This window comes from Runella salmonicolor (assembly GCF_024158025.1).
GTDB lineage: Bacteria > Bacteroidota > Bacteroidia > Cytophagales > Spirosomataceae > Runella > Runella salmonicolor.
Window position 1 is genome coordinate 158,121 of the sequence record NZ_JAMZEL010000001.1, and the last position, 24,989, is coordinate 183,109.

Here is a 24,989-nt window from a genome sequence, read left to right on the forward strand (position 1 = left end):
CTGAAAATGGAAAACTAAAACAGTTTTCGCTGTTTCCCATTGTTCCTTCCGTTGGATATGAAAGGAGATTTTAGGTAGCACTGCCCCCCACTGCCCCCCATACAGCTATCGTTGAGTCGAAAAAAAAGCAAAAAAAAGTAATCCTAAAAGCTATTCCGTAATGAAACTATTTAAATGGAGTCTCTTATTACTGATTGTAGGGTACTTGCTGGTAGCGATGTTTTACCGACAAAAAGAAGTCGTTAACATCACCAATGTCGGGAAAGATACAACGTGGAACTTTACCCTCCATAAAGTCATCCCGCTCCAATTTGACTATCCCTATTATGTCTACATCGACGGGGAATTGGATGAAGAAGCTGAGGTAGATTTTTCATTTACAGTTATGAATTACCATCCTACCAACAGTGAAAAGAAAGAATATCCAATCAACTATAAATACAAATATTGTTTACCTAAGGGCAAAGTGAAAAGGTACTATATGATCGAATATGCAAGCCCCGAAACAAGTCACTTTATCCCCAAAAAAGCAAAAAAAGGGCACTTAACTTTTACCTATACTACGGGCTATCGTGAGGTCGAAAAAGACCGTTTAAGAGTCATTTCTAAGCCCCTAGATGATAAAAAATAAATGAAACTGTTCAAATGGAGTCTTTTGTTCCTGATTGTAGGGTACTTGTTGGTAGCGATGTTTTACCGACAAAAAGAAGTCGTTACCATCATCAATGTTGGAAAAGATACTACGTGGAACTTTACCCTGCATAAAGTCATCCCGCTCCAATTTGATTATCCCTATTATGTCTACATCGACGGGGAATTGGATGAAGAAGTTGAGGTAGATTTTTCGTTTACAGTTGAGAATGCTTTTACTGATAACCAAAAACAGTCGAAACAATATCATTTTAAATATGCACTACCGAAAGGAAAAGTAAAAAAGTACTATATGATCGAATATGCGAACCCCGAAACAAGTCACTTTATCCCCGAAAAAGCAAAAAAAGGGCACTTAACTTTTACCTATACTACGGGCTATCGTGAAGTCGAAAAAGAACGCCTAATGGTTGACTACAAGCCCCTCAATGATAAAAAATAAATGAAACTTTTCAAATGGAGTATTCTTATTGCCGTCGTCGTTTTTTTGCTCTACCCCCGCGAGCAACCTTTTGGTGAGTTTGAAATCAATGACGTTTCCAAAGCGCATTACTTTGTGGATTCCGTCTCCACAGACCGCTATGACGACCATGCCAATGTTGAGGTAAGCATAACGGGAGAAATAGATTCTGCCGCTACCATTTCGTATGCCTCCCTGCCAGAAAATTATGGGGGCTATACGTATAAATTGAAAAAAGGAGATGTGAATATTTTTACCCAATATGATTTTTATGGCGGCGATAAAATTTGGATCAAGTTTGAGCCTAAAGGCTCCAAAAAAGGAAAACTCAAGATTAAAACACAAATTCATTAGGAGATTCATCGTTACAAGCTGCTGCTAAAACGGCCCGTAACGTTGAAAACTACCCTGCCAAATACCCCCGAATATTCTCCGCTACCTTATGCACCAATCGCGTGCGGGCTTCGATGCTCGACCACGCAATGTGCGGTGCCAACAGCAATTTTTCTTTTTTCTGCAATTGCATGTACGGGTGCGATGCTGGAATCGGCTCCTGCGTAAATACATCAATGGCCGCCCCCGCAATCAACTCATCGTCAAGTGCTTTGGCCAAATCAGCTTCGTTTACAATTCCCCCACGACTGGTATTGAGGAGCAAAGCAGTGGGTTTCATTTGAGAGATACGTGCATAATTGAGCAGGTTTTCGGTCTCCGCGCTCAACGGCGCATGAATGGAAATCACATCGCAGGTTTTGAGAAATTCATCCAACTCCAACCGCTCATAAATAACGTTATATTCCTGCCCCGAGGCCGAAAAATACACCACCTCAGCGCCGAAAGCCAAGGCAATCCGCGCCACCTGTCGGCCGATTTCACCCAAGCCCAATATCCCGAAACGCTTTCCGTTCAGCTCCCAATAAGGACGCCCCAAGTGCGTAAAAATGCGCTCATTGGAGTATTTTCCCGTTTTTACATAATCATCATAATAGGCCGTAGAATTGAGCAAAGCCAACAGCAACGCAAACGTCTGCTGCGCCACGCTGTCGGTCGAGTAGCCTTTTACGTTTTTGACCTGAATGCCCAACTCATGCGCCGCCGTCAGATCTACGTTGTTTGTGCCCGTAGCCGCTACACAAATGAGTTTAAGCGTTGGCGTGCTGGCCATCGCCTCCCGCGTCACTTTTACTTTGTTGGTAATCACCACTTCAGCGCCCTGAATGCGCTCCGCTACTTGCTCAAGTTGCGTATCGGGATGCAGGATGGTTTGGCCCAAGGCGCTCAATTCGTCCAAATTGGGCACATCGCCGAGGGTACGGGCGTCTAAGAAAACGATTTTCACGGTGTATTAAGAAATTGGTAAATAGCTTTTTTATCTATTCACAAAAGCAATAAAACAGGAAAAATTACCCTCAAAAAAAGCCCATAAAAAAATCCCTATCTCACGACAGGGATTCAATATTGGTTTTCAGAATCATTTATTGGGCCAACTTTTCAACAATCAGCCCCGATAAATATTCCCGAATTGATTCAATTTTGATTTGACTAATCACGTCCTCGCAGAAAGCATACATCAACAGCGTAACGGCTTCGGCTTTGGGAATCCCGCGCGAGCGCATGTAGAAAATGGCTTCGTCGTTGAGTTTTCCCGTCGTGGTTCCGTGCGAGCATTTTACGTCGTCGTTGTAAATTTCCAACTGCGGTTTGGTGTTCATCGAAGCTTCGTCCGACAACACTACGTTGCGGCATGATTGGTACGCGTTGGTCTTGCTGGCGTACTCGCGCACAAAGATTTTGCCGTTGAAAACCCCCGTCGATTTATCCTTCAAAATACCTTTGTACAACTCATTGCTGTACGAATTGGGCTTGGCGTGGTCAACGAGTGTATGGTTGTCGACGTGCTGTTTTCCGTTCGGAAAATACAAGCCGTACATGAAAGATTCGCAGTGTTGGCCGTCCAAAACAATGTTGAGGTTGTTGCGCACAAACCCACCGTTTACCGTCACGGTTACGGCATAAAAATGGCTCTTGTCTTTCTGAATCACCTGCGTTGTGCCGATGTGGTAGGCCTTTTCAGTCTCGTTTTGTACTTTGTAATACTGAACGTTGGCATTTTCTTCCACCACAATTTCGGTCACCACGTTGGTAAACGAACCGTTGTCGCCGATAGTCCGGAATGCTTCGGCCATTTTCACTTCTGCATTTTTGCCCACCACAATCAAATTGCGCGGCTGCGATGCGGCATTGGCGGTGCGGGCATCCGTGATAAAACGCAGAATGATAGGCTCTTCCACGACTTTGCCAGCGGGAACGTGAACAACCACGCCGTCGTGCGCAAAAGCGGTATTGAGGGCCGTAAATGCTTCGTCTTGGTAATTGGCGTAATGGGCAAAATAGGTAGCCAACAGTTCGGGTTTCTCTTTTACCGCCCGACCAAAATTAAGAATCTGCAACTGGCTTTCGGGAGAAACAATACTCGAAAGCTCGGCATTATACATTCCATTGACGAAATACAGTACGTTGCCTTGCAAATTTGGAATTTCGAGCGTTTCTACGTCATTCGCGCCAAAGTCAGATTTTACGTTGAAATCAAACGCCTGTTTTACCAGGTTATTGACGTTGCTGTATTTCCATTCCTCGTGCTTGATGGTCGGGAAACCCAACGCTTCAAAGCGCTGCATGGCTTCGCGACGCTTTTGGTGGACTTCGGTTTTGGCTTCACCATTTAGGCGGCTTTCCGTAGCCTGAAAATCTGCGACGAGTTGTTGTTTTAAGTCTATATTTTTTGATAAATCCATGTCTGAATTTTTACAACTCAATAATGATATTTGCAACTGATAACGACAATTTCGTCGTTGGTAACTTCATACACTAAACGATGTTCGTCATCAATTCTTCTTGACCAACATCCTTTTAGACTATATTTTAAAGGCTCCGGTTTGCCTGTTCCCTCAAAAGGTGTCCGTTGTATTTCTTCCAACAGTTTAATGATACGGTCTTGCATTTTCTTATTAATGCTTCTCCATTCATTAAATTGACTAAATGCCGTAGGCGTAAATGAAATATTTCTCATTTACGTAAATCACTCAACGTTACTACTATCTTCTCTCCTCGCTTAGCTTCTTCCATTGACTTCTCCAAAGCTTCTCTATTGGCTAGACTTGAAAGCAAGTAATCAGTTTCATCCATTTCACTATCAATAGTCAAACGTATCTTACGATTTTTATACATTGCTTTCAGGCTACGAAAAAGCTGGTAGTCAAGCTCTTCAGCATTCAATTCAATCGTAGTAGTCATGAGTCAAAGTTTTTTATTTGTAAACTACAACGCTGCCACTTCGGCTTTGATCCAATCGTAACCCTTTTCTTCGAGTTCAAAGGCGAGTTCTTTCGAGCCCGATTTTACAATACGACCTTTGTACAATACGTGTACGTAATCGGGAACGATGTAGTCAAGCAGACGTTGGTAGTGGGTTACGACGATGACCGCACGCTCAGGCGAACGAAGTTTGTTAACTCCCTCAGCCACAATCCGTAAAGCATCAATATCCAATCCAGAATCGGTTTCGTCGAGAATAGCCAATTTAGGCTCCAACATGGCCATTTGGAAGATTTCGTTGCGTTTTTTCTCACCACCCGAAAAGCCTTCGTTCAATGAGCGTTTCAGCAACGCATCGTCGATGTTAACGATTTTGGCCTTTTCACGCATGAGTTTCAAAAACTGCGCCGCGTCCAAAGGCGCTTCCCCGCGTGATTTGCGGATTTCGTTGAGCGCGGTTTTCAAGAAGTTGATGGTCGTGACGCCCGGAATTTCGACAGGGTACTGAAACGCCAAAAAGATTCCCGCCGCAGCGCGCTCTTCGGGCGACATTTCGAGCAAATCCTGCCCTTCAAATTCAACACTTCCTCCCGTTACTTCATATTCTTCGCGCCCCGCCAATACCGATGCGAGGGTACTTTTGCCCGAGCCGTTGGGGCCCATTATTGCGTGGACTTCGCCAGGTTTGATTTCCAAATTGATTCCTTTCAAAATCGCTTTATCGTCAACCGACGCTTGTAAATCCGTAATTGTAAGCATAATACGTGTATGTTATCTTGTTCAGGACGGAGCAAACCTCCGAAGTATATCAGAAAAAGTCTGCAAAATTACAACAAAGAGTTCAAATAACCCTTATGATATTTGATAACAATTCTAAATAAGGAAAAGTTGGGAACAATTGATAAAAATGTGGAAGTAGGCCTTTTTATGAACCGCAAAACAGAAGAACCCAAAAATGATAAATTTAAAACGGAATACCGTAGGGCAGGCATGCAGCGGCACTCCTTTTTTGTGAACCGCAAAACAGAAAAATAAAAAATGTAAAACGGAATATCGTAGGGGCCTGCGTCTGCCCAGTTACAGCGAAGGTGACAAAAAATGGGCGGACGCAAGGCCCGCCCCTACGTAAATCAACTCAATTTCTTTTTCAAATACCCCAAAGCGTTTTTGTACGCATCGGCGGTAGCGGTTGGGTCGTGCTTGGGATTGCTTGGATTGGCAAAACCGTGTACGGCATCGTACATTTTTACCGTTACTTGTTTGCCCGCAGCTTTCATATTTTGTTCAAACTGCTCTACCATTTCAGGAGACGGAGCTTTGTCTTGTTTGCCAAAAATACCCAACACGTCTACATTCAAGGTCTTAAGTTTTTCCACATCTTGCTCAGGACGGCCGTAGTACATCACGCAACCCACCGCCTGCTTTCCTTCCAACAATGCCGATTGCAACGACAGCATTCCGCCAAAGCACCAGCCCACACTCGCAATTTTTGCGTCTTTTCCTGCATAAGCAATACCACCCTTCATGATTGCCTCCAAGCGCTCTTTGGGCGTTGATTGCATGATTTTACCCGCTTCTTGCGGCGTGGTGCCCACCTGTCCGTCGTACATATCAAGGGCTAGTACGTTTACGTCGCCGAGGTCATTATAGAAGGTTTCAGCTTCTTTTTTAATATGGTCGTTCAGGCCCCACCATTCTTGATAAACGAAAAGCCACTTATCCGATTTCTTTGCTGATTTGATAAAAAACGCCGACGCAGGTTTGCCGTCAGAAGTTGCGAAGGTAATCATCTCACCTTTGCCCGCGTAATGAAAAGGCAACGGCGCTTCGTGAAGCATCTGGAAAGCAGGGTCAGCACCGAGCATAGCCATGTCGTGCTCCGAGGTTTGGCACAATGGGATGGGCGCTTCTAGCGGACGAGGGGTAAACGCCTGCATGGCAAACATCGCCCCAACGAGAATCAATTTTTTCATTTTTGAATGTGATAAGGTGAACAACTGTAGTAACACGTAACTCTAACCAAAATTGACAAAAATGGTTCAGAAAACAATAATTGAAAATAAAACTATAAAAATAGTTTGTAAACTATAAATATAGTTATATGTTTGTTTTATGGAAAAGCTCACCAACAAAGAAGAGGAAATCATGCAGGCGCTCTGGAAAGCCGAAAGTGCTTTTGTGAAAGACCTATTGCCTTATTTTACCAACCCGCCGCTGCATTACAACACGGTTTCGACCATCATCCGTAATCTCGAAGAAAAGGGGTATGTACATCATCGTTCGTTCGGGAATACGCATGAATATTTCCCGCTTATCAGCAAAGAAGAATACCAGAACCAGTTCGTTATCAACAAATTGGTTGGCGACTACTTTGACAACTCTTACAAAAATCTGGTGTCTTATTTTGCCCAAAACGACAAAGTAAGTGCCGATGAACTGCGGGAAATCCTGCGCATGATTGAACAAAACGAATAACAGAAAACCTATTAACGCTTCACCATGAACTACGAACTCCTTTCCTATCTCCTGAAAGCCAGTTTGGTATTGGCCATTTTGACCACCGCCTACGCGTGGCTGGTAAAACGTGAGACTTTTTTGCAGGTCAACCGGTGGTTGTTATGGATCAATGTGGCAGCCACCTTGTTGTTGCCCATCATTCCCCTCCCCGATTTGGAATGGGTGCCAGATGCCCCCGCCCAAGCCGTAGCCGTCGTTTTGCCACCCAAACCAGCTAACCCCGTACCAAAGGTGACAAAATCGGAGCCATTCATTGCTCCCACCCCTCAAGCAACGACGGTATCAAGCGTGGTTTTGGAAGATTCATCGCTTTCGGTATGGGATTGGATCGGCATTGTGTATGGCGTAGTGGCAGGTTTGTTAGTGCTGAAATTACTGATTCAGCTGGGAGCTCTCTGGCGACTGCAACACGGCAGTACCCAATACGAAACCGAAGACGGCGTGTACTTGATTGAGAATGATAAAATCACCTCACCTTTTTCGTTTTTCAACCGTATTTTTTACAATCCTACCCACCACAACGACGACGAATGGGCGCAGGTGTGGGCGCACGAATGTGTACACGCACACCAACTCCACAGCATAGATATGCTCACGGCCGAGGTCCTAAAGATTGTGTTTTGGTTCAATCCCTTTGCATGGTGGCATCAGCGGCTGGTGCAAGAAACGCTCGAATTCATCACCGACCGCGCGGTGTTGGACAGCGGTATCGAAAAGAAATCGTATCAATACCATTTGCTTCGCACTACACTCTCGGCCGATAAACAGACTTTTACCAACCACTTTGGCGTACCGCATTTCAATAAATCACTGTTGAAAACACGCATTGAGATGATGAACAAGTCAAAATCCAAATGGATGGGCGTGGGGAAATACTTTCTTTTTGTGGCAATGCTGTGGGTTTGCGCGGCTTTTACAAAACCCTATCGGGCTGAAATAGCGGCAAAGATTGTAAAGGAAGTACCTGAATTGAAGGCGGTTATGAAACCTAAACCTGCACAAAAGGTCATTTTTAATGATTTTGTGTTGGAAAAATCGTTGGATAAGCCTCAAAAAGACTCAGTACAAATTGCCGTTGAGCCACTGGCTAAAGCCGAAGCTGATACCCAAACGTTGGTTTCATCCTCTAAATACATCACGTACGAAAAAGGCGTACTTCACTGGTTGGTCACTCCCAAAACTACGTTGGAAGACTTAGTGGAAATGAAAAAGGAATTCGCAAAACGTGACCTGATGTTTGAAGTGACAGAAGTAAAAAGAGACCCTCTCAATTCATTTATCATTGGTATTACCGCTGGAGCATTCAGAAATGAAAGAAGTGGAGCCACCATAAGGGCATATGCTCCAGAAAATTCTATCAGACCTATACCTTCAAGGGGTGGGTATATTTCCATTGGGAAATTCGGCTTTGGCGGAACCTCTTTTAAGAAAGATATGGTAGGCGCATTGAGAACAATAGCTACACAAGAAGAAGTAATAGCCCAAAATGAATGGGATAAAAATCGTATAAAGTACCTACAAATACAAACCACCAATCAATTGGGAGCTGGGGGAAGTACTACCTTCACAAAAGAGAGCCTAACTAACCTAAAATCACAGGCCAAAAAGTCAAAATACATCAATCTTTCAGCCAACGATTTACTACGAATTGCCGAAGCCCGAAGAAATGACATTTTTATGATAGATGGAATATCGACTACGCTGGATGAAATCGAGAAGCTATCTCTGAGTCAATTCCATTCGGCAGTATTCATGGATACATGGAACAACGGCCAAACCGAAAAGAAGCATTATACGTTGATTTTTACGGAAAACTAACGCCATGAAAACCCTTACTAATCCAGACCATTTCACCTTCATCAACCACTTTGGCGGACCGCATTTCAATAAATCCCTGTTAAAATCGCGCATTGAGATGATGAACAAGTCAAAATCCAAATGGCTGGGCATAGGAAAATACTTCCTTTTTGTGGCAATGTTGTGGGTTTGCGCGGCTTTTACCAAGCCCTATCGGGCTGAAATAGCGGCGAAGATTGTAGAAGAAGTGCCTGAATTGAAGGAAGTTTTTGAAAGACAAAATCCTCCTTTGACGCAGCTTAATGACTTTGTACTTGAAGCACCCCCCAAGCCTGAGAAGGAAACCGTTGTCTCAGTCAATTCATCATCAAAAGACACTTTAGTCTCGCAAACCAAGTATGTAATATACAAGGATAACAAACTGCATTGGGTCGTTACCCCCACCATGTCTTTTGAAGATTTTCTCGCTATCCATGAAGAATTTGAAAAAGTAGGTGCTACATTTTACGTAAAAAAGACCGATTACGACCCCATAAGTCATTATTTATCAGGCATTCACCTGAAAACCTCTTTTTTGAAGGATGGTGAAGATTGCTATACAAATGTATCAGGAGCAAAACAAGAACCCATTACTGCTTTTGGGGGCTGGGTAGCCGTACAAGGAGGAAAAGCAGAAATATACAAATCAGCTTTTGACGGTCAATTCAGTTCGGTAGTAGCAGAGGCCAAAGAAAAAGTGGATAAATGGCGGGCAAGCCATTCTGCTGAATATCGTATAGCCGAATTGAAAGCAGAAAGTCGTAAAGTTGAACTCGAATTGAGAAACTATGAGTCTCAATGGAGAGGTAGTACCAATAAATTTTATTCCAGCCCTTTAAAAACCCCAAATGGGATAGCCAAATTCAGCCCAGACGCTCTCCAATACCTCTGCCAAATGGGTGCACGCAACCGTATCTATTTTGAAGAAAGGCAACTGCGCATTGAGAATCTCTATAAATCTTCCGAATTTTTCATTAATAATCAACCAAGCACATTTCAAGAAGCAGAAAAGTTAATCATTGATGAAATCCGTTATGTAGTTTCTTACGCACTTTACACAGACTCCACACGCAAATCAGCCCATCGAACGATGATAATTTTCACAAAAGATTCCAATAAGCCATGAAAACCCTCACTAATCCAGACCATTTCACCTTTACCAACCACTTCGGCGAGGTGCATTCAAATAAATCAAGGTTACATAGTCGTATTGAGATGATGAACCGTCAATCCACATGGCGAAGCAGTTGGCGGTATATTGTCCTGAGTTTGTTGTTGTTTTTAACGGCGATGTGTCAGCCACTGCTGCAATCGGAGCCAGATAAAGAAGCCATTCCTAAAAATGATAAAAGCCAGAGGCCAAATATTGACCAAATGACCGTCAGTACAACCTCTCACTCAGGGGATACCATGATCTTTGAAAACTACCAACAAGGCCAGCTGGTGGGTAGGGTTAAAATTGAGAATTCGAATAAACATACCTCCTACACTTGGACGGGCGACATGAATCAACTCATGGAAGCAAGTTTTTTTAAACGAAAAAACACTATGCTCTACGTTCGGGCTAATCATCACTTAGCTCTTTACGATGAATACAAGAAAAGCGTGACGGTATTTGTGGATGGCAAGCAAGTCTCATTGGAAGAACTAGAGAACGTGCACATCAGGCAGGTAGCCCAAGTATATGCGCACAAGCGCGCCTCAAAAGAAAATTTATATGGTGTTGCCGAGGAGTACCGGAATAATCAAAAGTCAGTTCCTGAATTAAAAATGATTCAAGCCTCCACCCGCAAACCCGGCGAAACTGATTTCGTTATTTGGATTGACCGGGCACCCAACCGGCTAAAAAGAGATTCGAGCTATTATGTATTCAGCCCTTTTTATTCGGGTGATTTCTAGCACCCCCCAAAAACAAAGACACCTGGGCCAAAGCAGGCCCAGGTGTACTCTAAACAACCCATTCTCGCAAGATTTTTAATATTTTTATGAGGCAAATTTGTTACGCCTCCAATGTCTCCATTTGTTCTAAATGACAAATCAAAATCGGGATATGCGACGCCAACACCATTTTTTTGGAAAGGCTCGGATTAATCAATCCCGATAACCAGTCCCGCTTACGGGTAGCCATAACAATCAAATCTGCATGATGTTTGTCGGCATATTTTTGCAATCCATCCACAACCGACTCTTCGTCGATGGCGTGGAGGGTGTACTTTTTATCCCCAAACGCCGCTTTGATGTCACCGATAAACTGCTCATCATCAAACACATTCACTTCAAAAGACGCATTTACTTTTACAAGGTCCAATTCAGCATTAAAATGTTCGGCTAAATTGAACGCAAAGCCCAAGGCATTTTCTTCGGGTCGCTCCAACTCCGTGGCGTACACGATTCGCTTAATGTCTTTGGTGTGCGCCTGCGGTGGCAACACCAACACGGGGCACGCGGCCTTGGCCGAAACACTCGTGGCTACACTGCCCATCAGTTTATCGAGCCAGCCCCCTTTTCCCGTGCGACCCATGACGACCAAAATCGGCTTCTGCCCCATGACCTCGTCCAAAATCACATCTGTCGCCGAGCCAAATACCAGTTTACTCTCACACGCAAATCCATCTTGTCTACATTCTTTTTCCCACGCTTCTAGCTTCTCTCTGTCAATTTTCTCCGTCTGCTCGGCCAGTGTAATCAATGCTTCGGGCGGCAGGTTAGGGTCAATGATTGGCGGATGATACGCATGTACCAATGAAATTCCCGCATCGTACCTTTCTGCAATTATTTGCGCAAATTCAAGCGCTTTTTGTGAGTTGTCAGAGAAGTCCGTGGGTACCAAAATTGTTCTCATTGTTTTTCTACGTTGGTTGGATGCCATAAAATTGTGCTATTTAAGGGTGAAACTATATGATAAAAATCAGTTACCTTGGTGATAAAAATCACCCCTGTGGGTAGAACTACTGAAAAAACCCGTTTTAACGTCAAAAATGTATGTCAATGAAGAAACAATTTACGCTCAATTTGCTCGCTTTCCTATTATTTTCGGCGTGTTTTGCCCAGAAAAACCCACCCGCCGCTGGCTTCGACGCCGCTGGCTCTGATGCCAAAGCCATCGAAATAGCCGACCAAGTGATGGAAAATATGGGAGGGCGCAAAAATTGGGATAAAACGCGCTACATCGCCTGGAATTTCTTCGGAAATCGAAAACTAATTTGGGACAAATGGACTGGCAATGTTCGCATCGACAATGTCAATAACGACCAGACCGTTCTTTTAAACATCAATACCGACAAAGGACGCGTGTTTAAATACGGACAAGAACAAACGGCTCCTGACTCCATCGCCAAATTTGTGAAAGGCGGCAAAGGCGCTTGGATAAACGACAGTTATTGGCTTTTAATGCCTTTCAAACTGAAAGATTCGGGCGTAACCCTCAAATACCTCGGCGAAGACAAAACGCAGGACGGCGTAGAAGCCGATGTACTCCAATTGACCTTTAAAGGCGTAGGCAACACCCCCGACAATAAATACAAAGTATGGGTAAAGAAAACAAACCCTATGGTGTGGCAATGGGCTTATTATCCCAAGTTTGACGCCGAGAAGCCGGGCTTCATTCGTCCATGGACCGACTACAAGCAACACGGCAAAATCTTGATTTCGGGGGAGCGTGGCGACCGCGACCTCACCGAAATTATGGTGTTCGACAAACTTCCCGAAAGTATTTTCACCGATTTCAAACGACCAGATTTAAGCCAGTACCCACAGGCGAAGTAGCAATAACGTTAAAATTACTAAGGCACTAAGTTTTACTAAGACTTAGTGCCTTAGTGGTTAAAAAACACTTTCAACATGATTCACTCCAAAGCCGCCATTGCCAACGGCACGGGCAGTTTTTCCATCCAAACCCTCCAAATAGCCGCCCCGCAGGGCGATGAAGTGCTAGTACAAATCAAAGCGGCGGGCATCTGCCATACCGATTGGGATTCGCAATCGTGGGGAAAACCCATCGTAATGGGCCACGAAGGTGCGGGCATCGTAACCCAAATTGGTCCCGATGTAACAAGCCTTCAGGTAGGCGACAAAGTGATGCTCAACTGGGCCATTCCGTGTCATAAATGCTTTCAGTGCCAAGAAGGCAACCAACATATTTGCGAAGTTAATTCGCCCGTTACGGCGGGCAATAAGGCCTCTGGTGGGCACGCTACGCTCGCCTCTACCCTTCTGGAAGGTCAGCCCATTGAGCGCGCGTTTAGCCTCGGTACAATGGCAGAATACACGTTGGTGCGAGAAGCGGCCTGCGTCAAAATCACGGTAGAGATGCCTTTTTCGTCGGCGGCTATTGTGGGTTGCGGCGTCATGACAGGCTACGGATCAGTGGTCAACGCCGCCAAGGTCAAAACGGGTAGTTCTGTGGTAGTGCTCGGTACGGGCGGCGTGGGGCTAAACGTCATTCAAGGCGCGAGAATTGCGGGCGCGGCCAAAATCATCGCCGTAGATATTAATCCCTTACGCCTCGAAATGGCCAAAGAATACGGCGCTACCGACACTGTTTTGGCCAACAAGGCAGACATAGGTTTATTGAAGGCCGCCCAACTTGTCAAATCCATGACTAACGGGCGCGGCGCTGATTATGCCTTTGAGTGTACCGCCATTCCCGAACTCGGTGCGGCACCTCTCGCCATGGTGCGCAACGCGGGCGTAGCCTGTCAGGTGAGCGGCATTGAACAAGAAATCAGCATCGACATGAACCTTTTTGAGTGGGACAAAATCTACATCAATCCTCTCTACGGCAAAGCCCGCCCACAAATTGACTTTCCGATTCTCCAACAACTCTACGCCAAAGGCGATTTGATTTTGGATAAAATGGTCACTAAAACCTACGCCCTAGACCAACTATCCGAAGCCTTTGCGGATATGCACGCCGGAAGAAATGCCAAGGGCGTGATTGTGTTTTAGGGCCACCCCATCATTTTGATTTTATAATGTATGCCCCAATTCTTCACCGCCGAAATCTCCGACCCACGTTTTGAATCCGACAATCTGCGCTTGATTACGGTCAAAAGCCCAGCCCTCAACAAACGCGCCGATATCAGCATCTTTGTACCCGACGTTCCTGTTTCTGAACTCAAAGGCATGGTTATTCTTCTGCATGGTGTGTATGGAAGTCATTGGGCGTGGACGCTCAAAGGCGGTGTTCATCAAACCGCCCATAAGCTTATTAATGAAAACCAAATACCACCCATGCTTCTGGTCATGCCTTCCGATGGACTGTTTGCCGATGGCAGCGGGTATGTATCCCATGTGTCGGAAGACTATGAAAAATGGATTGTGGAAGATGTGGTCAGTGTAGTTACCCAACAAATAGCGGGCCGTCCATTGCCGCTTTTCATTACGGGGCTTTCGATGGGCGGGTATGGTGCCATGCGGTTGGGCGCCAAATATTCTGATAGATTCAGGGCTTTTTCGGGACATTCATCCGTGACAGAGTTGGGCCAATTGAGCCAATTTGTGGAAGATTTTGACAGACTGCTCTCCGTTGTTCAAACACAAGAATCAGTACTAGAGAGTATACTGCAACACAAAGCCACGCTCCCACCTTTTCGGTTTGATTGTGGCAAGGAGGATATTCTCATTGAATACAATCGACACCTGCATCAGGCATTGGAGCAGCACGGCATTGACCATCAATACAATGAGTTTTCGGGGGGACACGAGTGGCCCTATTGGGAAGAGCACATTGTGGATTCTTTGCTCTTTTTTGGTCGTTTTTGTCCTTGACTTTTTTATCTCGCAAAATCGCTGAGAAGCAGTCCGCCGCTGAGGCAAAGAAATTTCGTTCGGAGTCATACCTTTGTGCGATACTAAAACAACACCATGAACGATACAGCCATTCCACACAAACCCTCTGTTATTGAAAAAATAGATGCGGATGCCGCAAAAATGAGCTTTGGTCAACCTTCCGACGATTTGACGGGGGTATTTCTCCGCACCATTATTGCTTCCAAACCTGTGGGAAAATTTCTGGAATTGGGAACAGGTGCGGGGCGCGCCACGGCTTGGATTTTGGAAGGAATGAGCGCTGATTCTAGCCTCATTTCGGTAGAATTTGACGAAAACCTGATTGCCATTGCCCAAAAACACCTTGGCCACGACCCGCGGCTGGAGTTGATCTGCCTTCCTGGCGAATACGTCATTGTGACCCTTCCCACCGATAGCTTTGATTTGATTTTTGCCGATACATGGCCCGGCAAATACAATCATTTGGCCGAAACCCTGAATTTGGTCAAACCGGGCGGTTTTTACATCATCGACGACATGCTCCCCCAACCCAATTGGCCCGAAGGACACGCCGAAAAAGTAGCCACGCTCATCAAAACCCTCGAAGAAGATTCCCGTTTTGAAATGGTTAAAATGTCGTGGGCCTCGGGTGTGATTATTTTGGTCAAAAAAGCATAAAACTCTGCGGGTAGGTTTCGCAGCCAAGCGGTCGTGATGCTGACAATCATTCTTTATGCACATCTTTAAATTTCAGCATATCGACAAGTCGCTGTTCTTTTTCGTTGTCAAAACCGCATGAAGTCTTAAATTCTTTCGGATTTTCATACGTTCCAAAAAGCATATCCCACCAAACAATATCACCATAATTATTGGTGTGTTTGTTGTATTCGTGATGAATTCTGTGCATTTCTGGACGTTGGAAAATATAACCAACCCATTGCGGGCTTTTAACATTTGTATGATAAAAAAACTCCCCAAGTGCGGTACAAAGCGTATAAATTCCACCAGCCTCAATGCTTAATCCAAGTAAAAAATACACAAGCAAACTTCCAATGATTGAGTTGACCGTCATTTCTAATGGGTGCTTGTAAAAAGAAGTGATGACTTCGATTCGTTGCGGACTATGGTGAATTTGATGAAAATGCGTCCATAAAAAATCAACAGTGTGCCGCCAACGATGCCACCAATAAAAAATAAAAGTCGCGATAAAATACGCAATCACTCCCCCTAAATAAGGGTTTACGTGGTCTGAAAGATGAAATAATGAATAGACCGAAAACCACTTTTCCCACGTGTATCCTGCCAGTATCACTACGCCAAGTTGAACAAAATTTACCGCCAAAACTCTAATGGTCCAAGTCGGCACGTCAGGAAGTTTCCAACCCGGAATGAGTCGTTCTAAGATAAAGCAAAATCCAAAAACGATAAAAATGAGTGTAAGCATATTTTTAGTAGCTTTTTTGGTTTCTGTTACAAAACTCACCCCATATTCACCGTAAAAAATTGACATAAATCAATTCTCAAATCGGGCTTTACCATTTCTTAGCCCTCAATCTGCTGAGGGTTTCAAAGCTGATTCCCAGATAAGAGGCAATGTATTTGAGCGGCACGCGGTTACTGATATCGGGAAAAGAAGTGACCAAATGTCGGTAACGTTCATCTGCGGTTTTTTTTCTTAAATTTTGGGTGCGCTGCTCACTCAACACATAATAATGCTCCGTCAGAAGCCGCCCTACCCGATTAAATTCGGGGTATTGAAGATACAATTGATGGAGCCGTTGGAAAGAGATAGACCATAAAATACAGTCTTCAATCGTCTCAATCATCTCTTCGGAAGGCGTTTGAGTATAAAAGCTGACAATAGAGATTACAAAATCGCCTTCTTTCATAAACCACGAGTTTATTTCCTCTCCCTCTTTCAGATAATAGCCCCGCAAGCATCCCTGCTCTACAAAGTGCATTCGATGCGCCGTTTGTCCCTCTTTCAAAATCAATTGTTTTTTGGGCACGACTTCCTTAACCAAGGAGTTTCGCAATACCTCCTCAAACACATGGCTCATCGAAGGCCACAGTTGTTTGGTGAGTTCAATCAGCTTTTCCATATTTTGGGTTGTTTCAGGGTTTTAAACGCAAAATGGCCGCACATAAATGTGCAGCCATTTTAGTACTGAAAAGTTATTTATCCAAAAACGCGGTTAGCTCAGGCTCTTCACAATCTCCTGAAACTGCTCTACATCGATGGTCTTAGCCTCCAACGGCAGTTGCGTTTTAAGGGTTGCAAACACCTTATCGTCAAACACGAGGTTGAACATTTTGGAGTAATTGTTTTCTTTTTCTGACGTCAGGTAGTTCATCGCAATCTTACGGATGGTGTCGTTCATCTGCTCGCCCATTTCGTTGCCGTAGAAACCAAACTGCTCACGTACCATGTCTTCGGCGCGAGCAATCACTTCTTCCGATTCTACTTTGATGTCGACTTGTTCGGCCATCTTGTTTTTAATCAACGAAAGTTTCAGCGACTTCGTAAACTGCGGATAGTCGGCGTCGATTTGCTCAGACGTGAATTTTCCTTCGTTGGCGTTAAACAACCATTTTTTCAGGAATTCTTCTGGTAAATCAATGCTGATATTGTCTAACAACGCTTGGTCGATGTCACGACGCAACAACGAATCGGCTTCGCGGGCGTAGTTATTTTTGATGATTTCGGCTACTTGGTCGCGGAAAGCTTCTTCGTTATCTACTTTACCCACGCCCAATACTTTATCAAAAAACTCTTGATTGATTTCAGCAGGTGCCTGACGTGTGATGTCTTCTACCGTGAAGGTAAAATCACCCGCCAATGCAGCGGCATCTTCGTCTTTCAAGCCTGTCAAATGCGCTACGGCTTTGTCGTCAACGAAGGTGTTGCGAATATCAAACGTAATCTCGCTGCCTTTGCTCAAACCGATAAACTGTGCCTGCGCTTCTTCTTTGATTTGGCGCGAAGGTATAGCCGTTTTGGTTGAGAAGTCACCTTGTTTCAACTCGCCATAAATCATATCACCCGCTTCCGAAACTTCGGGATTGATTTGACCCGCAAATTGCGTACGCAGGTTTTCGATGGTATCATTCAATTCTTTTTCGCCCGCTTCGATGGTATAATTAGCAACCGACGGCAAAGTGCTCAAGTTCACCTCAAAGTCAGAAGCCAATCCCAACTCGTAGGCAAACTCAAATTCGCTTTGCTTGTCCCAGTCGATGGTTGATGTTTTTTCGCGGTCAATCTGCGGATCACCAACTACGGGAAGTTTATTGTCGCGGATATAGCCACTGACGGTGTCGCTCAACAATTGGTTGACCTCATCAATAACGATGCTTTTTCCGTACATGCGCTGAATCACCTGCGCGGGCACTTTACCCGGGCGGAATCCCTTCAAATTAACGCGTTTGCTATAATCTTTGAGGGTTTTATCTACTTTTGGTTGGTAATCCTCTTTTGCCAACTTTACGGTCAACGTGGCGTTGGTGGGTGTACTTTTTTCTAACAGAACCTCCATTTTGCAGTTATTAGTTATCTGTTATCCCGATGTCAATCGGGACGATGATTGAATGGTTACTCATTGAAAAAACCCTCAAACTTTGCGAGCTTGAGGGTTTAGTTTTTGACGGTTTCCGAAACGTATTTTTGTTCACGGACGACGGCCACTAAAGGTGCGGGCGGAGGGACTCGAACCCCCATGCCTTGCGGCGCCAGATCCTAAGTCTGGTATGTCTACCAATTTCACCACGCCCGCAGCGTGTGTGTTTGGGGCTGCAAAATTATGAATAGATTTGTAATAAATGCAAATAAATAGACAAGTTTTAACGTCTTTATTTTTGATTTTTTTTTCAAACCAAACTACTTAGCTGTTTATCAACAATTTACTAAAAATATAACCGTTTGTATTTTGCTCATAAATCAGAAAATAGTTGTAAAAAAAAATAATTCTGACTACTTTAGTCGTATTGAGTACAACAAATTCGGTCCACCGACCCATCCATAAACATGCCCATCGAAGTAGAAATTGATTTGGATCTTGAGCGTCTGGAGATTCTGAAACGATACCGCAGACTTCTACGTGCCGCCAAGCCCTTTTTGAAAGACAATGACGCCAAACTCATCAAAAAAGCGTTCAATCTTTCTGTTGAAGCCCACAAAGACATGCGCCGGAAGTCTGGCGAGCCTTACATTTATCATCCCATTGCCGTTGCCCAGATTTGTGTTGAAGAAATCGGCTTGGGAACTACCTCTATTATCTGCGCCCTTTTGCACGACGTTGTCGAGGACACCGACTATACCCTTCAGGACATTGAGCGCCAGTTTGGGAAAAAGGTAGCGCAAATCATTGATGGCCTCACCAAAATTTCGGGCCAGTTTGAGTTTGGAACGTCGCAGCAAGCCGAAAACTTCCGGAAAATGCTGCTGACGCTCTCTGACGACATTCGTGTCATCATGATTAAACTCGCCGACCGTCTGCACAACATGCGCACCCTCGACAGCATGGCGCGCGACAAGCAGTTGAAGATTGCTTCCGAGACCATCTTTATCTATGCGCCTCTCGCCCACCGTTTAGGTTTACATTCCATCAAGACCGAACTCGAAGACCTGTACCTTAAATATACCGAGCCCGAAGGTTTTGAAGAAATACGGAGCAAGTTGAGGGCGACCCGCGCCTCCCGCGACCGTTTTATTGCCAAATTTATCGAGCCGATTGAAGACGACCTCCGGGAGCAGGGATACGATTTTGTCATCAAAGGGCGTCCAAAATCCATTTATTCCATCTGGAATAAAATGCGGAAGCAGAAAAAGCCTTTTGAGGAAATCTACGATTTGTTTGCGGTGCGCGTCATTATGAATTCCAAAGACGACCCCAAAGAAGAGAAATCTGACTGCTGGCACGCGTATTCGATTGTCACAGACCATTATACCCCAAACATCGACCGCCTGAAAGACTGGCTGGCCACTCCGCGTGCCAACGGCTACGAATCGCTCCACATTACGGTGATGTACCGCCCCGAAGGCACCGACAAAGCCCAATGGGTGGAAGTACAGATTCGGTCCAAACGCATGGACGAAATCGCCGAAAAGGGGGTAGCAGCCCACTGGAAATACAAAGGCAACGATACCAAAACCAGTCAGGGAATCGACCAATGGATCAATCAGGTGCGCGAGATGCTCGAAGCCACCAAAGACAGCAAAGCCGCCGCGTTGGAATTTTTGGATGATTTCAGGAGCAATCTTTTTGCCGAAGAAGTATTTGTGTTTACCCCAAAAGGCGAACTACGCGTGTTGCAGCGCGGAGCTACGGCCCTAGATTTTGCTTTTGATATTCACTCTGAAGTAGGCGCTCGCTGCATTGCAGCCAAAGTAAACAACTCGCTCGTACCCATCAGCCAGTCGCTCAACAACGGCGACCAAGTTGAAATCATCACGGCCAAACGACAAAAACCCAGCGAAGACTGGTTAAAATTTGTCGTGACGTCGAAGGCCAAAGCGCGTATCAAAGAGCTTATCAAAGAAGAAAATAAGCAGTACCTTACAGACGGGCGCAGTATTATTGAACGCAAGTGCAAGATTCTGCACCTGGAAGTAACCAACGAATTGATTAATCAGCTGCGGGCGTATTTCAACTGCAAAACGCCCAACGACCTGTATTATCGTTTCGGAAAAGGCTACATCAATGCCGACGAAATCAAGAAATTCAAGCACGAAAAAGAAGCAAAGTTGAATGTGTTGGCCAAAATCAACACCGATACAATGCAAGACGGCAAGCAGTTTACCAAAGAGCTCAAAAAGATGCACGGTGAACGTGCCGACGCCGACGCACTGCTCATTGGAGAAGACATGGACAAGATTGACTACATCTTGGCCAAATGCTGTAATCCTATCCCCGGCGACGACGTATTTGGGTTCGTGACCGTCAACGAAGGCATTAAAATTCACCGTACTACCTGCCCCAACGCCCCCGAGTTGCTCTCCAATCACGGCAACCGTGTCATCAAAGCCAAGTGGACTTCACAACAAAAATTGGCATTTTTGGCGGGACTCCGCATCGAAGGCACCGACCGCGTGGGCTTGGTCAATGACCTGACCCGGATTATTTCCAACGAACTCCACATCAATATTCGGTCTATTGCGGTCGAAACAGACGAGGGGATTTTTGAGGCCATCATTAAGTTGTACGTGTACGATACCCGCCACTTAGAACAGCTTCTACAAAAACTGGAAAAAGTGGAAGGTGTATTTAAAGTCGCACGTTTTGATTGAAAATTCGTACTTTTGCCCCCGTTAATTGTTAATCGCACGGGTGCCTACGCGTCAATTATTAATTGCAGTGAGTACGCACCAGTGACTTTTAACCTTAACCTGTCAACCAAGAAAAAAATGCCCCAAGCCAAACACGAAAATTTAGAAGCGGCCAAACGCATCCTGACGGCTTATTTGGAACGTAAAGGTCTGCGCAAAACGCCCGAACGTTTTGCGATATTGGAGGAGATATACAGCCGCGAAGACCACTTCGATGTGGATGAGCTGTATATATCAATGAAGAATAAAAAGTACCGGGTAAGCCGCGCCACCGTCTATAACACGCTTGATGTACTGGTTGATTGTGATTTAGTGACCAAACACCAATTTGGCAAAAACCTAGCGCAGTACGAAAAAGCCTACGGCTACCGTCAACACGACCACATCATTTGCATGGACTGCCACCACGTGATGGAGTTTTGCGACCCACGCGTTCAGAATATCCAAAACATGGTCGGTGATTTGCTCAAATTCAATGTATTGCACCACTCGCTCATCTTCTACGGCAACTGCCAGCGCGTAAACTGCGAAAATAAAAATAAAATAAACGAAAGACCGCAAAGAATTGAAATAGAATAACTTATGAAAGTTGACGTATTACTGGGCCTCCAATGGGGCGACGAAGGGAAAGGAAAGATTGTGGACGTTTTGGCGCCCCAATACCAAGTAGTAGCACGTTTTCAGGGCGGGCCCAATGCGGGCCACACCCTCGAATTTGATGGTTTCAAACACGTACTGCACCAAATACCTTCGGGAATTTTTCGTCCTGAAATCAAAAACATCATCGGCAATGGCTTGGTTCTTGACCCGATTGTTTTGAAAAAAGAAATCGATGGACTCGCAAAATACAACCTCCCACTCAAGCAAAACCTCTTTATCTCCAAGAAAGCTTCGGTCATTGTACCGACCCACCGTTTGTTGGATGCCGCTTATGAGAAATCGAAAGGCGACTCCAAAATCGGCTCTACCTTGCGTGGTATCGGGCCTGCCTATCAGGACAAAGTAGCCCGCCAAGGATTACGCATGGGCGACCTTGTTTCCCCTGATTTTAAGGAGAAATACAATCGTTTGGTGGACCAACACAAGGTTATCCTTGATTTTTACCAATATGATTATTCTTCAACCCTCGCCGATGCCGAGGCAACCTTCTTTGAAGCAACGGAGTTTTTGAAAGACTATAACTTTGTAGATAGCGAATACCTCGTCAACGAAGCGGTTGAAGCGGGGCAAACGGTATTGGCCGAAGGCGCCCAAGGCTCTTTGCTTGATATTGACTTTGGCTCGTATCCTTTCGTAACGAGTTCCAACACCACGACCGCCGGTGCCTGCACGGGTCTGGGGTTGTCGCCGCGCCGTATCGGTGAAGTATTCGGGATTTTCAAAGCCTACTGCACCCGCGTAGGCAGTGGCCCTTTCCCCACCGAATTGTTGGACGAAGTGGGCGAACGGATGCGTCAGGAAGGCCGTGAATTTGGTTCTACTACGGGTCGCCCGCGTCGTTGTGGTTGGTTAGACCTGCCAGCGCTTAAATACGCCATCATGATTAACGGCGTGACGCAATTAGTGATGATGAAAGTGGATGTTTTGAATATTTTCGAAGAAATTAACATCTGTACACACTACCAACTGGCCGACGGAACCCTCACCGACCGTTTCCCGTACGATTTGTGTACCAATGAGGCCACGCCCGTGTACAAAACCATGAAAGGCTGGGCGCAGTCGCTCGAAAATCTTCATACTTACGACGAAGTTCCTGCCGAATTAGCCGCTTATATTGAGTTTCTGGAAGCAGAACTTAATTTGCCCATCAGCTTTATTTCAACGGGCCCCGACCGCGAAGCCATCATTCACCGCGAAGCACAAATAGCTTAATCCTAGAGCTATTTTTCAATATTATCATCAGGTGCGGACTTCGGTTCGCACCTTTTTTATTGCCACTTCGCCAACCGATATACGCTGGCGGTTTGCTGCCGTTAATGCGCAGGCAGGCAGTTCAAAGTTTTCGGGTTTTATAGGAAACATAGCACTTAAACGGTCGGGTTGTGAGCAACCCTCCGCACGGGGAAGAGAAACCCTCTGCACAGGGATGAGCAACCCTCCGCACAGGAAGTGTGTCGGGTTGCTCACAACCCGACTGGTGCCCCGAGAATAACCCCCTATTTCAAATAGCCTAAAATTTATGCTCAAGCAATTACTTGCTGACAAAGAGGAGATTCAGTTGTTGTTGTAGTAACCTGAAAATTTTGTATTTTACATCATCAAATGATTTAACAAATGTACTTTTTTGACCAATGATTTTACGTAGCCTGTTACTTCTTTTTATCCTTTCCATTGGCTGTACAAAGGCAGATGAAGTTGCTTCCAAAAAATCAACGCTGAAGATTTTGTTTGTAGGAAACAGCCTTACGTATACCAACGATCTGCCGCAACTAGTACAGGAAATGGGCAAACACGACAGCGTCAACATTGAGTATACGACCTTTCTTTTCCCCAACTATTCGTTGGAAGACCACTGGAACGAAGGCAAAGTGCAAAAGGAAATCGAAACGGGTAGTTATGATTTTGTCGTTGCCCAACAAGGCCCTTCCGCCTTGCCCGAATCGCAGGTTTTATTACTTGAATACACCCAACGACTGGCGGAAGTTTGTAGAAAAAACAATGCATCAATGGCCATTTACATGGTTTGGCCCTCTTCTACCCGTTTTTTAGATTTAGACAACGTCATTTACTCCTACACCCAAGCGGCCAAACAAACCCAATCGCTGCTTTGCCCAGCGGGCTTAGCCTGGAAATACGCCTGGCAATCAACGCCAAGCTTGCCGTTGTATGGCAATGACAACTTCCATCCGAGCATGACGGGCAGTCTTTTGGCAGCCTTCACGGTGTACGGAACATTGACCAACAAAGCCAACTTTGATTTCCTTGCGGCAGGAAAGCCTTCTTGGTCGGATGAAATATCGGCAAAGAATTTGGAGCTCCTGAAACAAGCCGCCTTGAAAGCCATGGAAAAGTGACTGATGGAAAATCCCTAGTTATTTTTCAGCAGTTCCCTCGCATCCTTCCCTTTTTTCAAAACTTATTTCTCTCTGCCAAGTTTATTAAACACATCTGCCAAAGCAGGTGCTCCATAAATCAACTTTTCATAAAAAATGCCTTCTTGTATAATTATTGGTGCGGGAATAACGGGGCTGACTGCCGCGCGTACACTTCAACAAAACGGCTGGAACGTCACGGTTCTCGACAAAGGGCGCGGCGTAGGCGGGCGCATGGCAACCCGACGTCTGGCCAATGCCCGCGCTGACCATGGTGCTCAGTATTTTACGGCCCGTACCGCCGAGTTTCAGCAATTTGTTTCAGAGCTAACCGAAGTAGGAATCGTTAAGCAATGGGCCTTGCAAGAAACCGAACTTAGTGATATTTCTTTTCATCATCCGCGTTTTGTGGGAGTGGAGGGCATGAGCAGCATTGCCAAATACATGGCTCAATCACTAAATGTACAAACTGGTCAGCGCGCAATACACATTTCAGGCGATGAAAACGGGTGTATTGTTCTGACCGAATCAGGACACGCCTATGAGGCCGATACGCTCATTCTTACCCTTCCTGCCCCGCAAGCCTTGGTGCTTTTAAACGACAGTTATCTGCTTTCAGCGGCCGAGTCCAGTGTTTTTGAAAGCATAGAATATGCCCCCTGCATTGCGGTAATGGTACTTTTGAAGGGGAATAGCCATATTCCAACGCCAGGCATCCTCAAATTTGGTCAAGGCCCCGTGGCATGGGTAGCCGATAATTTCCAAAAAGGGATTTCAGAAACAACGTCCCTTACCATTCATGCCAGTGCTGCCTTTAGCACGCAGCACTTAGAGGAAGACCTTACCACAACGGGTGAATTGCTCATTGATTCGCTCAGTGAGTGGATTCCCAAAGCGCAGATTGAATCGTTTCAGGTACATCGTTGGCGGTACAGTCTGGCCGAAAAATCTTATCCGCAGCCCTATTACGTCTGTGAAACTCCATTTTCACTATTGATGGGTGGGGACGGATTCGGTCAGGGAAATGTGGAAGGAGCGTTTCAATCAGGGCGGCAAATGGCCAATTTTTTACTTAAATTTTAGA

Annotated in this window: 26 protein-coding genes and 1 tRNA gene; 16 read left to right on the forward strand and 11 right to left on the reverse strand. The window is 45.2% G+C overall.

Features of this window, described 5'->3' with window-relative positions:
* Positions 1 to 160: 160 nt before the first annotated feature.
* From NCI00_RS00740 to NCI00_RS00750, 3 genes are read left to right on the forward strand one after another with little or no spacing between them, the layout of a single operon-like run.
* Entirely contained in the window at positions 161 to 631 is a 471-nt protein-coding gene (locus tag NCI00_RS00740; RefSeq protein WP_253523968.1) for a hypothetical protein, read from the forward strand.
* Complete coding sequence (locus NCI00_RS00745) at positions 632 to 1,093, forward strand: hypothetical protein (protein WP_253523971.1); 462 nt, start codon at positions 632 to 634, stop codon at positions 1,091 to 1,093.
* Positions 1,094 to 1,465, forward strand: coding sequence for a hypothetical protein (locus NCI00_RS00750; RefSeq protein WP_253523974.1), 372 nt, complete (start codon positions 1,094 to 1,096; stop codon positions 1,463 to 1,465).
* Between the two features lie 49 nt (positions 1,466 to 1,514).
* Here the strand turns inward: NCI00_RS00750 and NCI00_RS00755 are convergent, their stop codons facing one another.
* The 6 genes from NCI00_RS00755 to NCI00_RS00780 all read right to left on the reverse strand — a co-directional run bounded on the left by NCI00_RS00755 (position 1,515) and on the right by NCI00_RS00780 (position 6,399).
* Positions 1,515 to 2,450 (reverse strand): D-2-hydroxyacid dehydrogenase, encoded by a 936-nt coding sequence (locus NCI00_RS00755; protein ID WP_253523977.1) that lies wholly within the window; start codon positions 2,448 to 2,450, stop codon positions 1,515 to 1,517.
* A gap of 136 nt (positions 2,451 to 2,586) precedes the next feature.
* Positions 2,587 to 3,906 (reverse strand): Fe-S cluster assembly protein SufD, encoded by a 1,320-nt coding sequence (gene sufD / locus NCI00_RS00760; RefSeq protein ID WP_253523979.1) that lies wholly within the window; start codon positions 3,904 to 3,906, stop codon positions 2,587 to 2,589.
* Between the two features lie 17 nt (positions 3,907 to 3,923).
* Positions 3,924 to 4,181 carry a Txe/YoeB family addiction module toxin gene (locus tag NCI00_RS00765; RefSeq protein ID WP_253523981.1) on the reverse strand — a complete coding sequence of 86 codons (258 nt, stop codon included), beginning with the start codon at positions 4,179 to 4,181 and terminating at the stop codon, positions 3,924 to 3,926.
* Entirely contained in the window at positions 4,178 to 4,405 is a 228-nt protein-coding gene (locus NCI00_RS00770; protein WP_166559457.1) for a hypothetical protein, read from the reverse strand. Before NCI00_RS00770 ends, NCI00_RS00765 begins: the two co-directional genes overlap by 4 nt.
* 24 nt (positions 4,406 to 4,429) lie before the next feature.
* On the reverse strand, positions 4,430 to 5,185 hold the full coding sequence (gene sufC, locus NCI00_RS00775) for a Fe-S cluster assembly ATPase SufC (RefSeq protein WP_166559456.1): 756 nt from the start codon (positions 5,183 to 5,185) through the stop codon (positions 4,430 to 4,432).
* Between the two features lie 371 nt (positions 5,186 to 5,556).
* Positions 5,557 to 6,399 (reverse strand): dienelactone hydrolase family protein, encoded by an 843-nt coding sequence (locus NCI00_RS00780; RefSeq protein WP_374758827.1) that lies wholly within the window; start codon positions 6,397 to 6,399, stop codon positions 5,557 to 5,559.
* Between the two features lie 139 nt (positions 6,400 to 6,538).
* Between NCI00_RS00780 and NCI00_RS00785 the strand changes: the two genes are divergently transcribed.
* From NCI00_RS00785 to NCI00_RS00800, 4 genes are read left to right on the forward strand one after another with little or no spacing between them, the layout of a single operon-like run.
* Complete coding sequence (locus NCI00_RS00785; protein WP_166559455.1) at positions 6,539 to 6,901, forward strand: BlaI/MecI/CopY family transcriptional regulator; 363 nt, start codon at positions 6,539 to 6,541, stop codon at positions 6,899 to 6,901.
* Between the two features lie 24 nt (positions 6,902 to 6,925).
* Positions 6,926 to 8,761: a M56 family metallopeptidase gene (locus NCI00_RS00790; RefSeq protein WP_253523983.1), complete on the forward strand. Its 1,836-nt coding sequence runs from the start codon at positions 6,926 to 6,928 to the stop codon at positions 8,759 to 8,761.
* 4 nt (positions 8,762 to 8,765) lie between these two features.
* Entirely contained in the window at positions 8,766 to 9,905 is a 1,140-nt protein-coding gene (locus tag NCI00_RS00795; protein ID WP_253523985.1) for a hypothetical protein, read from the forward strand.
* Positions 9,902 to 10,678 (forward strand): hypothetical protein, encoded by a 777-nt coding sequence (locus NCI00_RS00800; RefSeq protein WP_253523987.1) that lies wholly within the window; start codon positions 9,902 to 9,904, stop codon positions 10,676 to 10,678. Before NCI00_RS00795 ends, NCI00_RS00800 begins: the two co-directional genes overlap by 4 nt.
* Before the next feature lie 100 nt (positions 10,679 to 10,778).
* Here NCI00_RS00800 and NCI00_RS00805 read toward each other — a convergent pair whose 3' ends face one another.
* Positions 10,779 to 11,621: a universal stress protein gene (locus NCI00_RS00805; protein WP_253523989.1), complete on the reverse strand. Its 843-nt coding sequence runs from the start codon at positions 11,619 to 11,621 to the stop codon at positions 10,779 to 10,781.
* Between the two features lie 140 nt (positions 11,622 to 11,761).
* On the opposite strand from NCI00_RS00805, the gene NCI00_RS00810 reads away from it, so the two are divergent.
* From NCI00_RS00810 to NCI00_RS00825, 4 genes are all read left to right on the forward strand, one after another.
* Positions 11,762 to 12,544 (forward strand): hypothetical protein, encoded by a 783-nt coding sequence (locus tag NCI00_RS00810; RefSeq protein WP_253523991.1) that lies wholly within the window; start codon positions 11,762 to 11,764, stop codon positions 12,542 to 12,544.
* A 75-nt stretch (positions 12,545 to 12,619) separates the two neighbouring features.
* Positions 12,620 to 13,726, forward strand: coding sequence for a Zn-dependent alcohol dehydrogenase (locus NCI00_RS00815; protein WP_253523993.1), 1,107 nt, complete (start codon positions 12,620 to 12,622; stop codon positions 13,724 to 13,726).
* A 30-nt stretch (positions 13,727 to 13,756) separates the two neighbouring features.
* Positions 13,757 to 14,548 carry an alpha/beta hydrolase gene (locus NCI00_RS00820; RefSeq protein WP_253523995.1) on the forward strand — a complete coding sequence of 264 codons (792 nt, stop codon included), beginning with the start codon at positions 13,757 to 13,759 and terminating at the stop codon, positions 14,546 to 14,548.
* A 96-nt stretch (positions 14,549 to 14,644) separates the two neighbouring features.
* Positions 14,645 to 15,226, forward strand: coding sequence for an O-methyltransferase (locus tag NCI00_RS00825; RefSeq protein ID WP_253523997.1), 582 nt, complete (start codon positions 14,645 to 14,647; stop codon positions 15,224 to 15,226).
* Positions 15,227 to 15,272: 46 nt separating this feature from the next.
* Here the strand turns inward: NCI00_RS00825 and NCI00_RS00830 are convergent, their stop codons facing one another.
* The 4 genes from NCI00_RS00830 to NCI00_RS00845 all read right to left on the reverse strand — a co-directional run bounded on the left by NCI00_RS00830 (position 15,273) and on the right by NCI00_RS00845 (position 18,321).
* Positions 15,273 to 15,992: a sterol desaturase family protein gene (locus NCI00_RS00830; RefSeq protein WP_253523998.1), complete on the reverse strand. Its 720-nt coding sequence runs from the start codon at positions 15,990 to 15,992 to the stop codon at positions 15,273 to 15,275.
* An 88-nt stretch (positions 15,993 to 16,080) separates the two neighbouring features.
* Positions 16,081 to 16,650: a Crp/Fnr family transcriptional regulator gene (locus NCI00_RS00835; protein ID WP_253524000.1), complete on the reverse strand. Its 570-nt coding sequence runs from the start codon at positions 16,648 to 16,650 to the stop codon at positions 16,081 to 16,083.
* A 93-nt stretch (positions 16,651 to 16,743) separates the two neighbouring features.
* Complete coding sequence (gene tig / locus NCI00_RS00840; RefSeq protein WP_253524002.1) at positions 16,744 to 18,084, reverse strand: trigger factor; 1,341 nt, start codon at positions 18,082 to 18,084, stop codon at positions 16,744 to 16,746.
* 155 nt (positions 18,085 to 18,239) lie between these two features.
* Positions 18,240 to 18,321, reverse strand: a tRNA-Leu gene (locus NCI00_RS00845).
* Positions 18,322 to 18,572: 251 nt separating this feature from the next.
* Between NCI00_RS00845 and NCI00_RS00850 the strand changes: the two genes are divergently transcribed.
* The 5 genes from NCI00_RS00850 (at position 18,573) to NCI00_RS00870 (ending at position 24,988) form a co-directional block, all read left to right on the forward strand.
* On the forward strand, positions 18,573 to 20,834 hold the full coding sequence (locus NCI00_RS00850) for a RelA/SpoT family protein (RefSeq protein WP_166559444.1): 2,262 nt from the start codon (positions 18,573 to 18,575) through the stop codon (positions 20,832 to 20,834).
* 117 nt (positions 20,835 to 20,951) lie between these two features.
* Positions 20,952 to 21,452 (forward strand): Fur family transcriptional regulator, encoded by a 501-nt coding sequence (locus NCI00_RS00855; protein ID WP_114066434.1) that lies wholly within the window; start codon positions 20,952 to 20,954, stop codon positions 21,450 to 21,452.
* Positions 21,453 to 21,455: 3 nt separating this feature from the next.
* Positions 21,456 to 22,745: an adenylosuccinate synthase gene (locus tag NCI00_RS00860; protein ID WP_114461450.1), complete on the forward strand. Its 1,290-nt coding sequence runs from the start codon at positions 21,456 to 21,458 to the stop codon at positions 22,743 to 22,745.
* 419 nt (positions 22,746 to 23,164) lie between these two features.
* Positions 23,165 to 23,887, forward strand: coding sequence for an SGNH/GDSL hydrolase family protein (locus NCI00_RS00865; protein ID WP_253524005.1), 723 nt, complete (start codon positions 23,165 to 23,167; stop codon positions 23,885 to 23,887).
* 135 nt (positions 23,888 to 24,022) lie between these two features.
* On the forward strand, positions 24,023 to 24,988 hold the full coding sequence (locus tag NCI00_RS00870; protein ID WP_253524008.1) for an NAD(P)/FAD-dependent oxidoreductase: 966 nt from the start codon (positions 24,023 to 24,025) through the stop codon (positions 24,986 to 24,988).
* Position 24,989: the final 1 nt, after the last annotated feature.

Coding starts and splice junctions, on each gene's coding strand:
- NCI00_RS00740 (WP_253523968.1), top strand. CDS start 161: ATGAAACTATTTAAATGGAGTCTCTTATTACTGATTGTAGGGTACTTG.
- NCI00_RS00745 (WP_253523971.1), top strand. CDS start 632: ATGAAACTGTTCAAATGGAGTCTTTTGTTCCTGATTGTAGGGTACTTG.
- NCI00_RS00750 (WP_253523974.1), top strand. CDS start 1,094: ATGAAACTTTTCAAATGGAGTATTCTTATTGCCGTCGTCGTTTTTTTG.
- sufD (WP_253523979.1), bottom strand. CDS start 3,906: ATGGATTTATCAAAAAATATAGACTTAAAACAACAACTCGTCGCAGAT.
- NCI00_RS00765 (WP_253523981.1), bottom strand. CDS start 4,181: ATGAGAAATATTTCATTTACGCCTACGGCATTTAGTCAATTTAATGAA.
- NCI00_RS00770 (WP_166559457.1), bottom strand. CDS start 4,405: ATGACTACTACGATTGAATTGAATGCTGAAGAGCTTGACTACCAGCTT.
- sufC (WP_166559456.1), bottom strand. CDS start 5,185: ATGCTTACAATTACGGATTTACAAGCGTCGGTTGACGATAAAGCGATT.
- NCI00_RS00780 (WP_374758827.1), bottom strand. CDS start 6,399: ATGAAAAAATTGATTCTCGTTGGGGCGATGTTTGCCATGCAGGCGTTT.
- NCI00_RS00785 (WP_166559455.1), top strand. CDS start 6,539: ATGGAAAAGCTCACCAACAAAGAAGAGGAAATCATGCAGGCGCTCTGG.
- NCI00_RS00790 (WP_253523983.1), top strand. CDS start 6,926: ATGAACTACGAACTCCTTTCCTATCTCCTGAAAGCCAGTTTGGTATTG.
- NCI00_RS00795 (WP_253523985.1), top strand. CDS start 8,766: ATGAAAACCCTTACTAATCCAGACCATTTCACCTTCATCAACCACTTT.
- NCI00_RS00800 (WP_253523987.1), top strand. CDS start 9,902: ATGAAAACCCTCACTAATCCAGACCATTTCACCTTTACCAACCACTTC.
- NCI00_RS00805 (WP_253523989.1), bottom strand. CDS start 11,621: ATGAGAACAATTTTGGTACCCACGGACTTCTCTGACAACTCACAAAAA.
- NCI00_RS00810 (WP_253523991.1), top strand. CDS start 11,762: ATGTCAATGAAGAAACAATTTACGCTCAATTTGCTCGCTTTCCTATTA.
- NCI00_RS00815 (WP_253523993.1), top strand. CDS start 12,620: ATGATTCACTCCAAAGCCGCCATTGCCAACGGCACGGGCAGTTTTTCC.
- NCI00_RS00820 (WP_253523995.1), top strand. CDS start 13,757: ATGCCCCAATTCTTCACCGCCGAAATCTCCGACCCACGTTTTGAATCC.
- NCI00_RS00825 (WP_253523997.1), top strand. CDS start 14,645: ATGAACGATACAGCCATTCCACACAAACCCTCTGTTATTGAAAAAATA.
- NCI00_RS00830 (WP_253523998.1), bottom strand. CDS start 15,992: ATGCTTACACTCATTTTTATCGTTTTTGGATTTTGCTTTATCTTAGAA.
- NCI00_RS00835 (WP_253524000.1), bottom strand. CDS start 16,650: ATGGAAAAGCTGATTGAACTCACCAAACAACTGTGGCCTTCGATGAGC.
- tig (WP_253524002.1), bottom strand. CDS start 18,084: ATGGAGGTTCTGTTAGAAAAAAGTACACCCACCAACGCCACGTTGACC.
- NCI00_RS00850 (WP_166559444.1), top strand. CDS start 18,573: ATGCCCATCGAAGTAGAAATTGATTTGGATCTTGAGCGTCTGGAGATT.
- NCI00_RS00855 (WP_114066434.1), top strand. CDS start 20,952: ATGCCCCAAGCCAAACACGAAAATTTAGAAGCGGCCAAACGCATCCTG.
- NCI00_RS00860 (WP_114461450.1), top strand. CDS start 21,456: ATGAAAGTTGACGTATTACTGGGCCTCCAATGGGGCGACGAAGGGAAA.
- NCI00_RS00865 (WP_253524005.1), top strand. CDS start 23,165: ATGATTTTACGTAGCCTGTTACTTCTTTTTATCCTTTCCATTGGCTGT.
- NCI00_RS00870 (WP_253524008.1), top strand. CDS start 24,023: ATGCCTTCTTGTATAATTATTGGTGCGGGAATAACGGGGCTGACTGCC.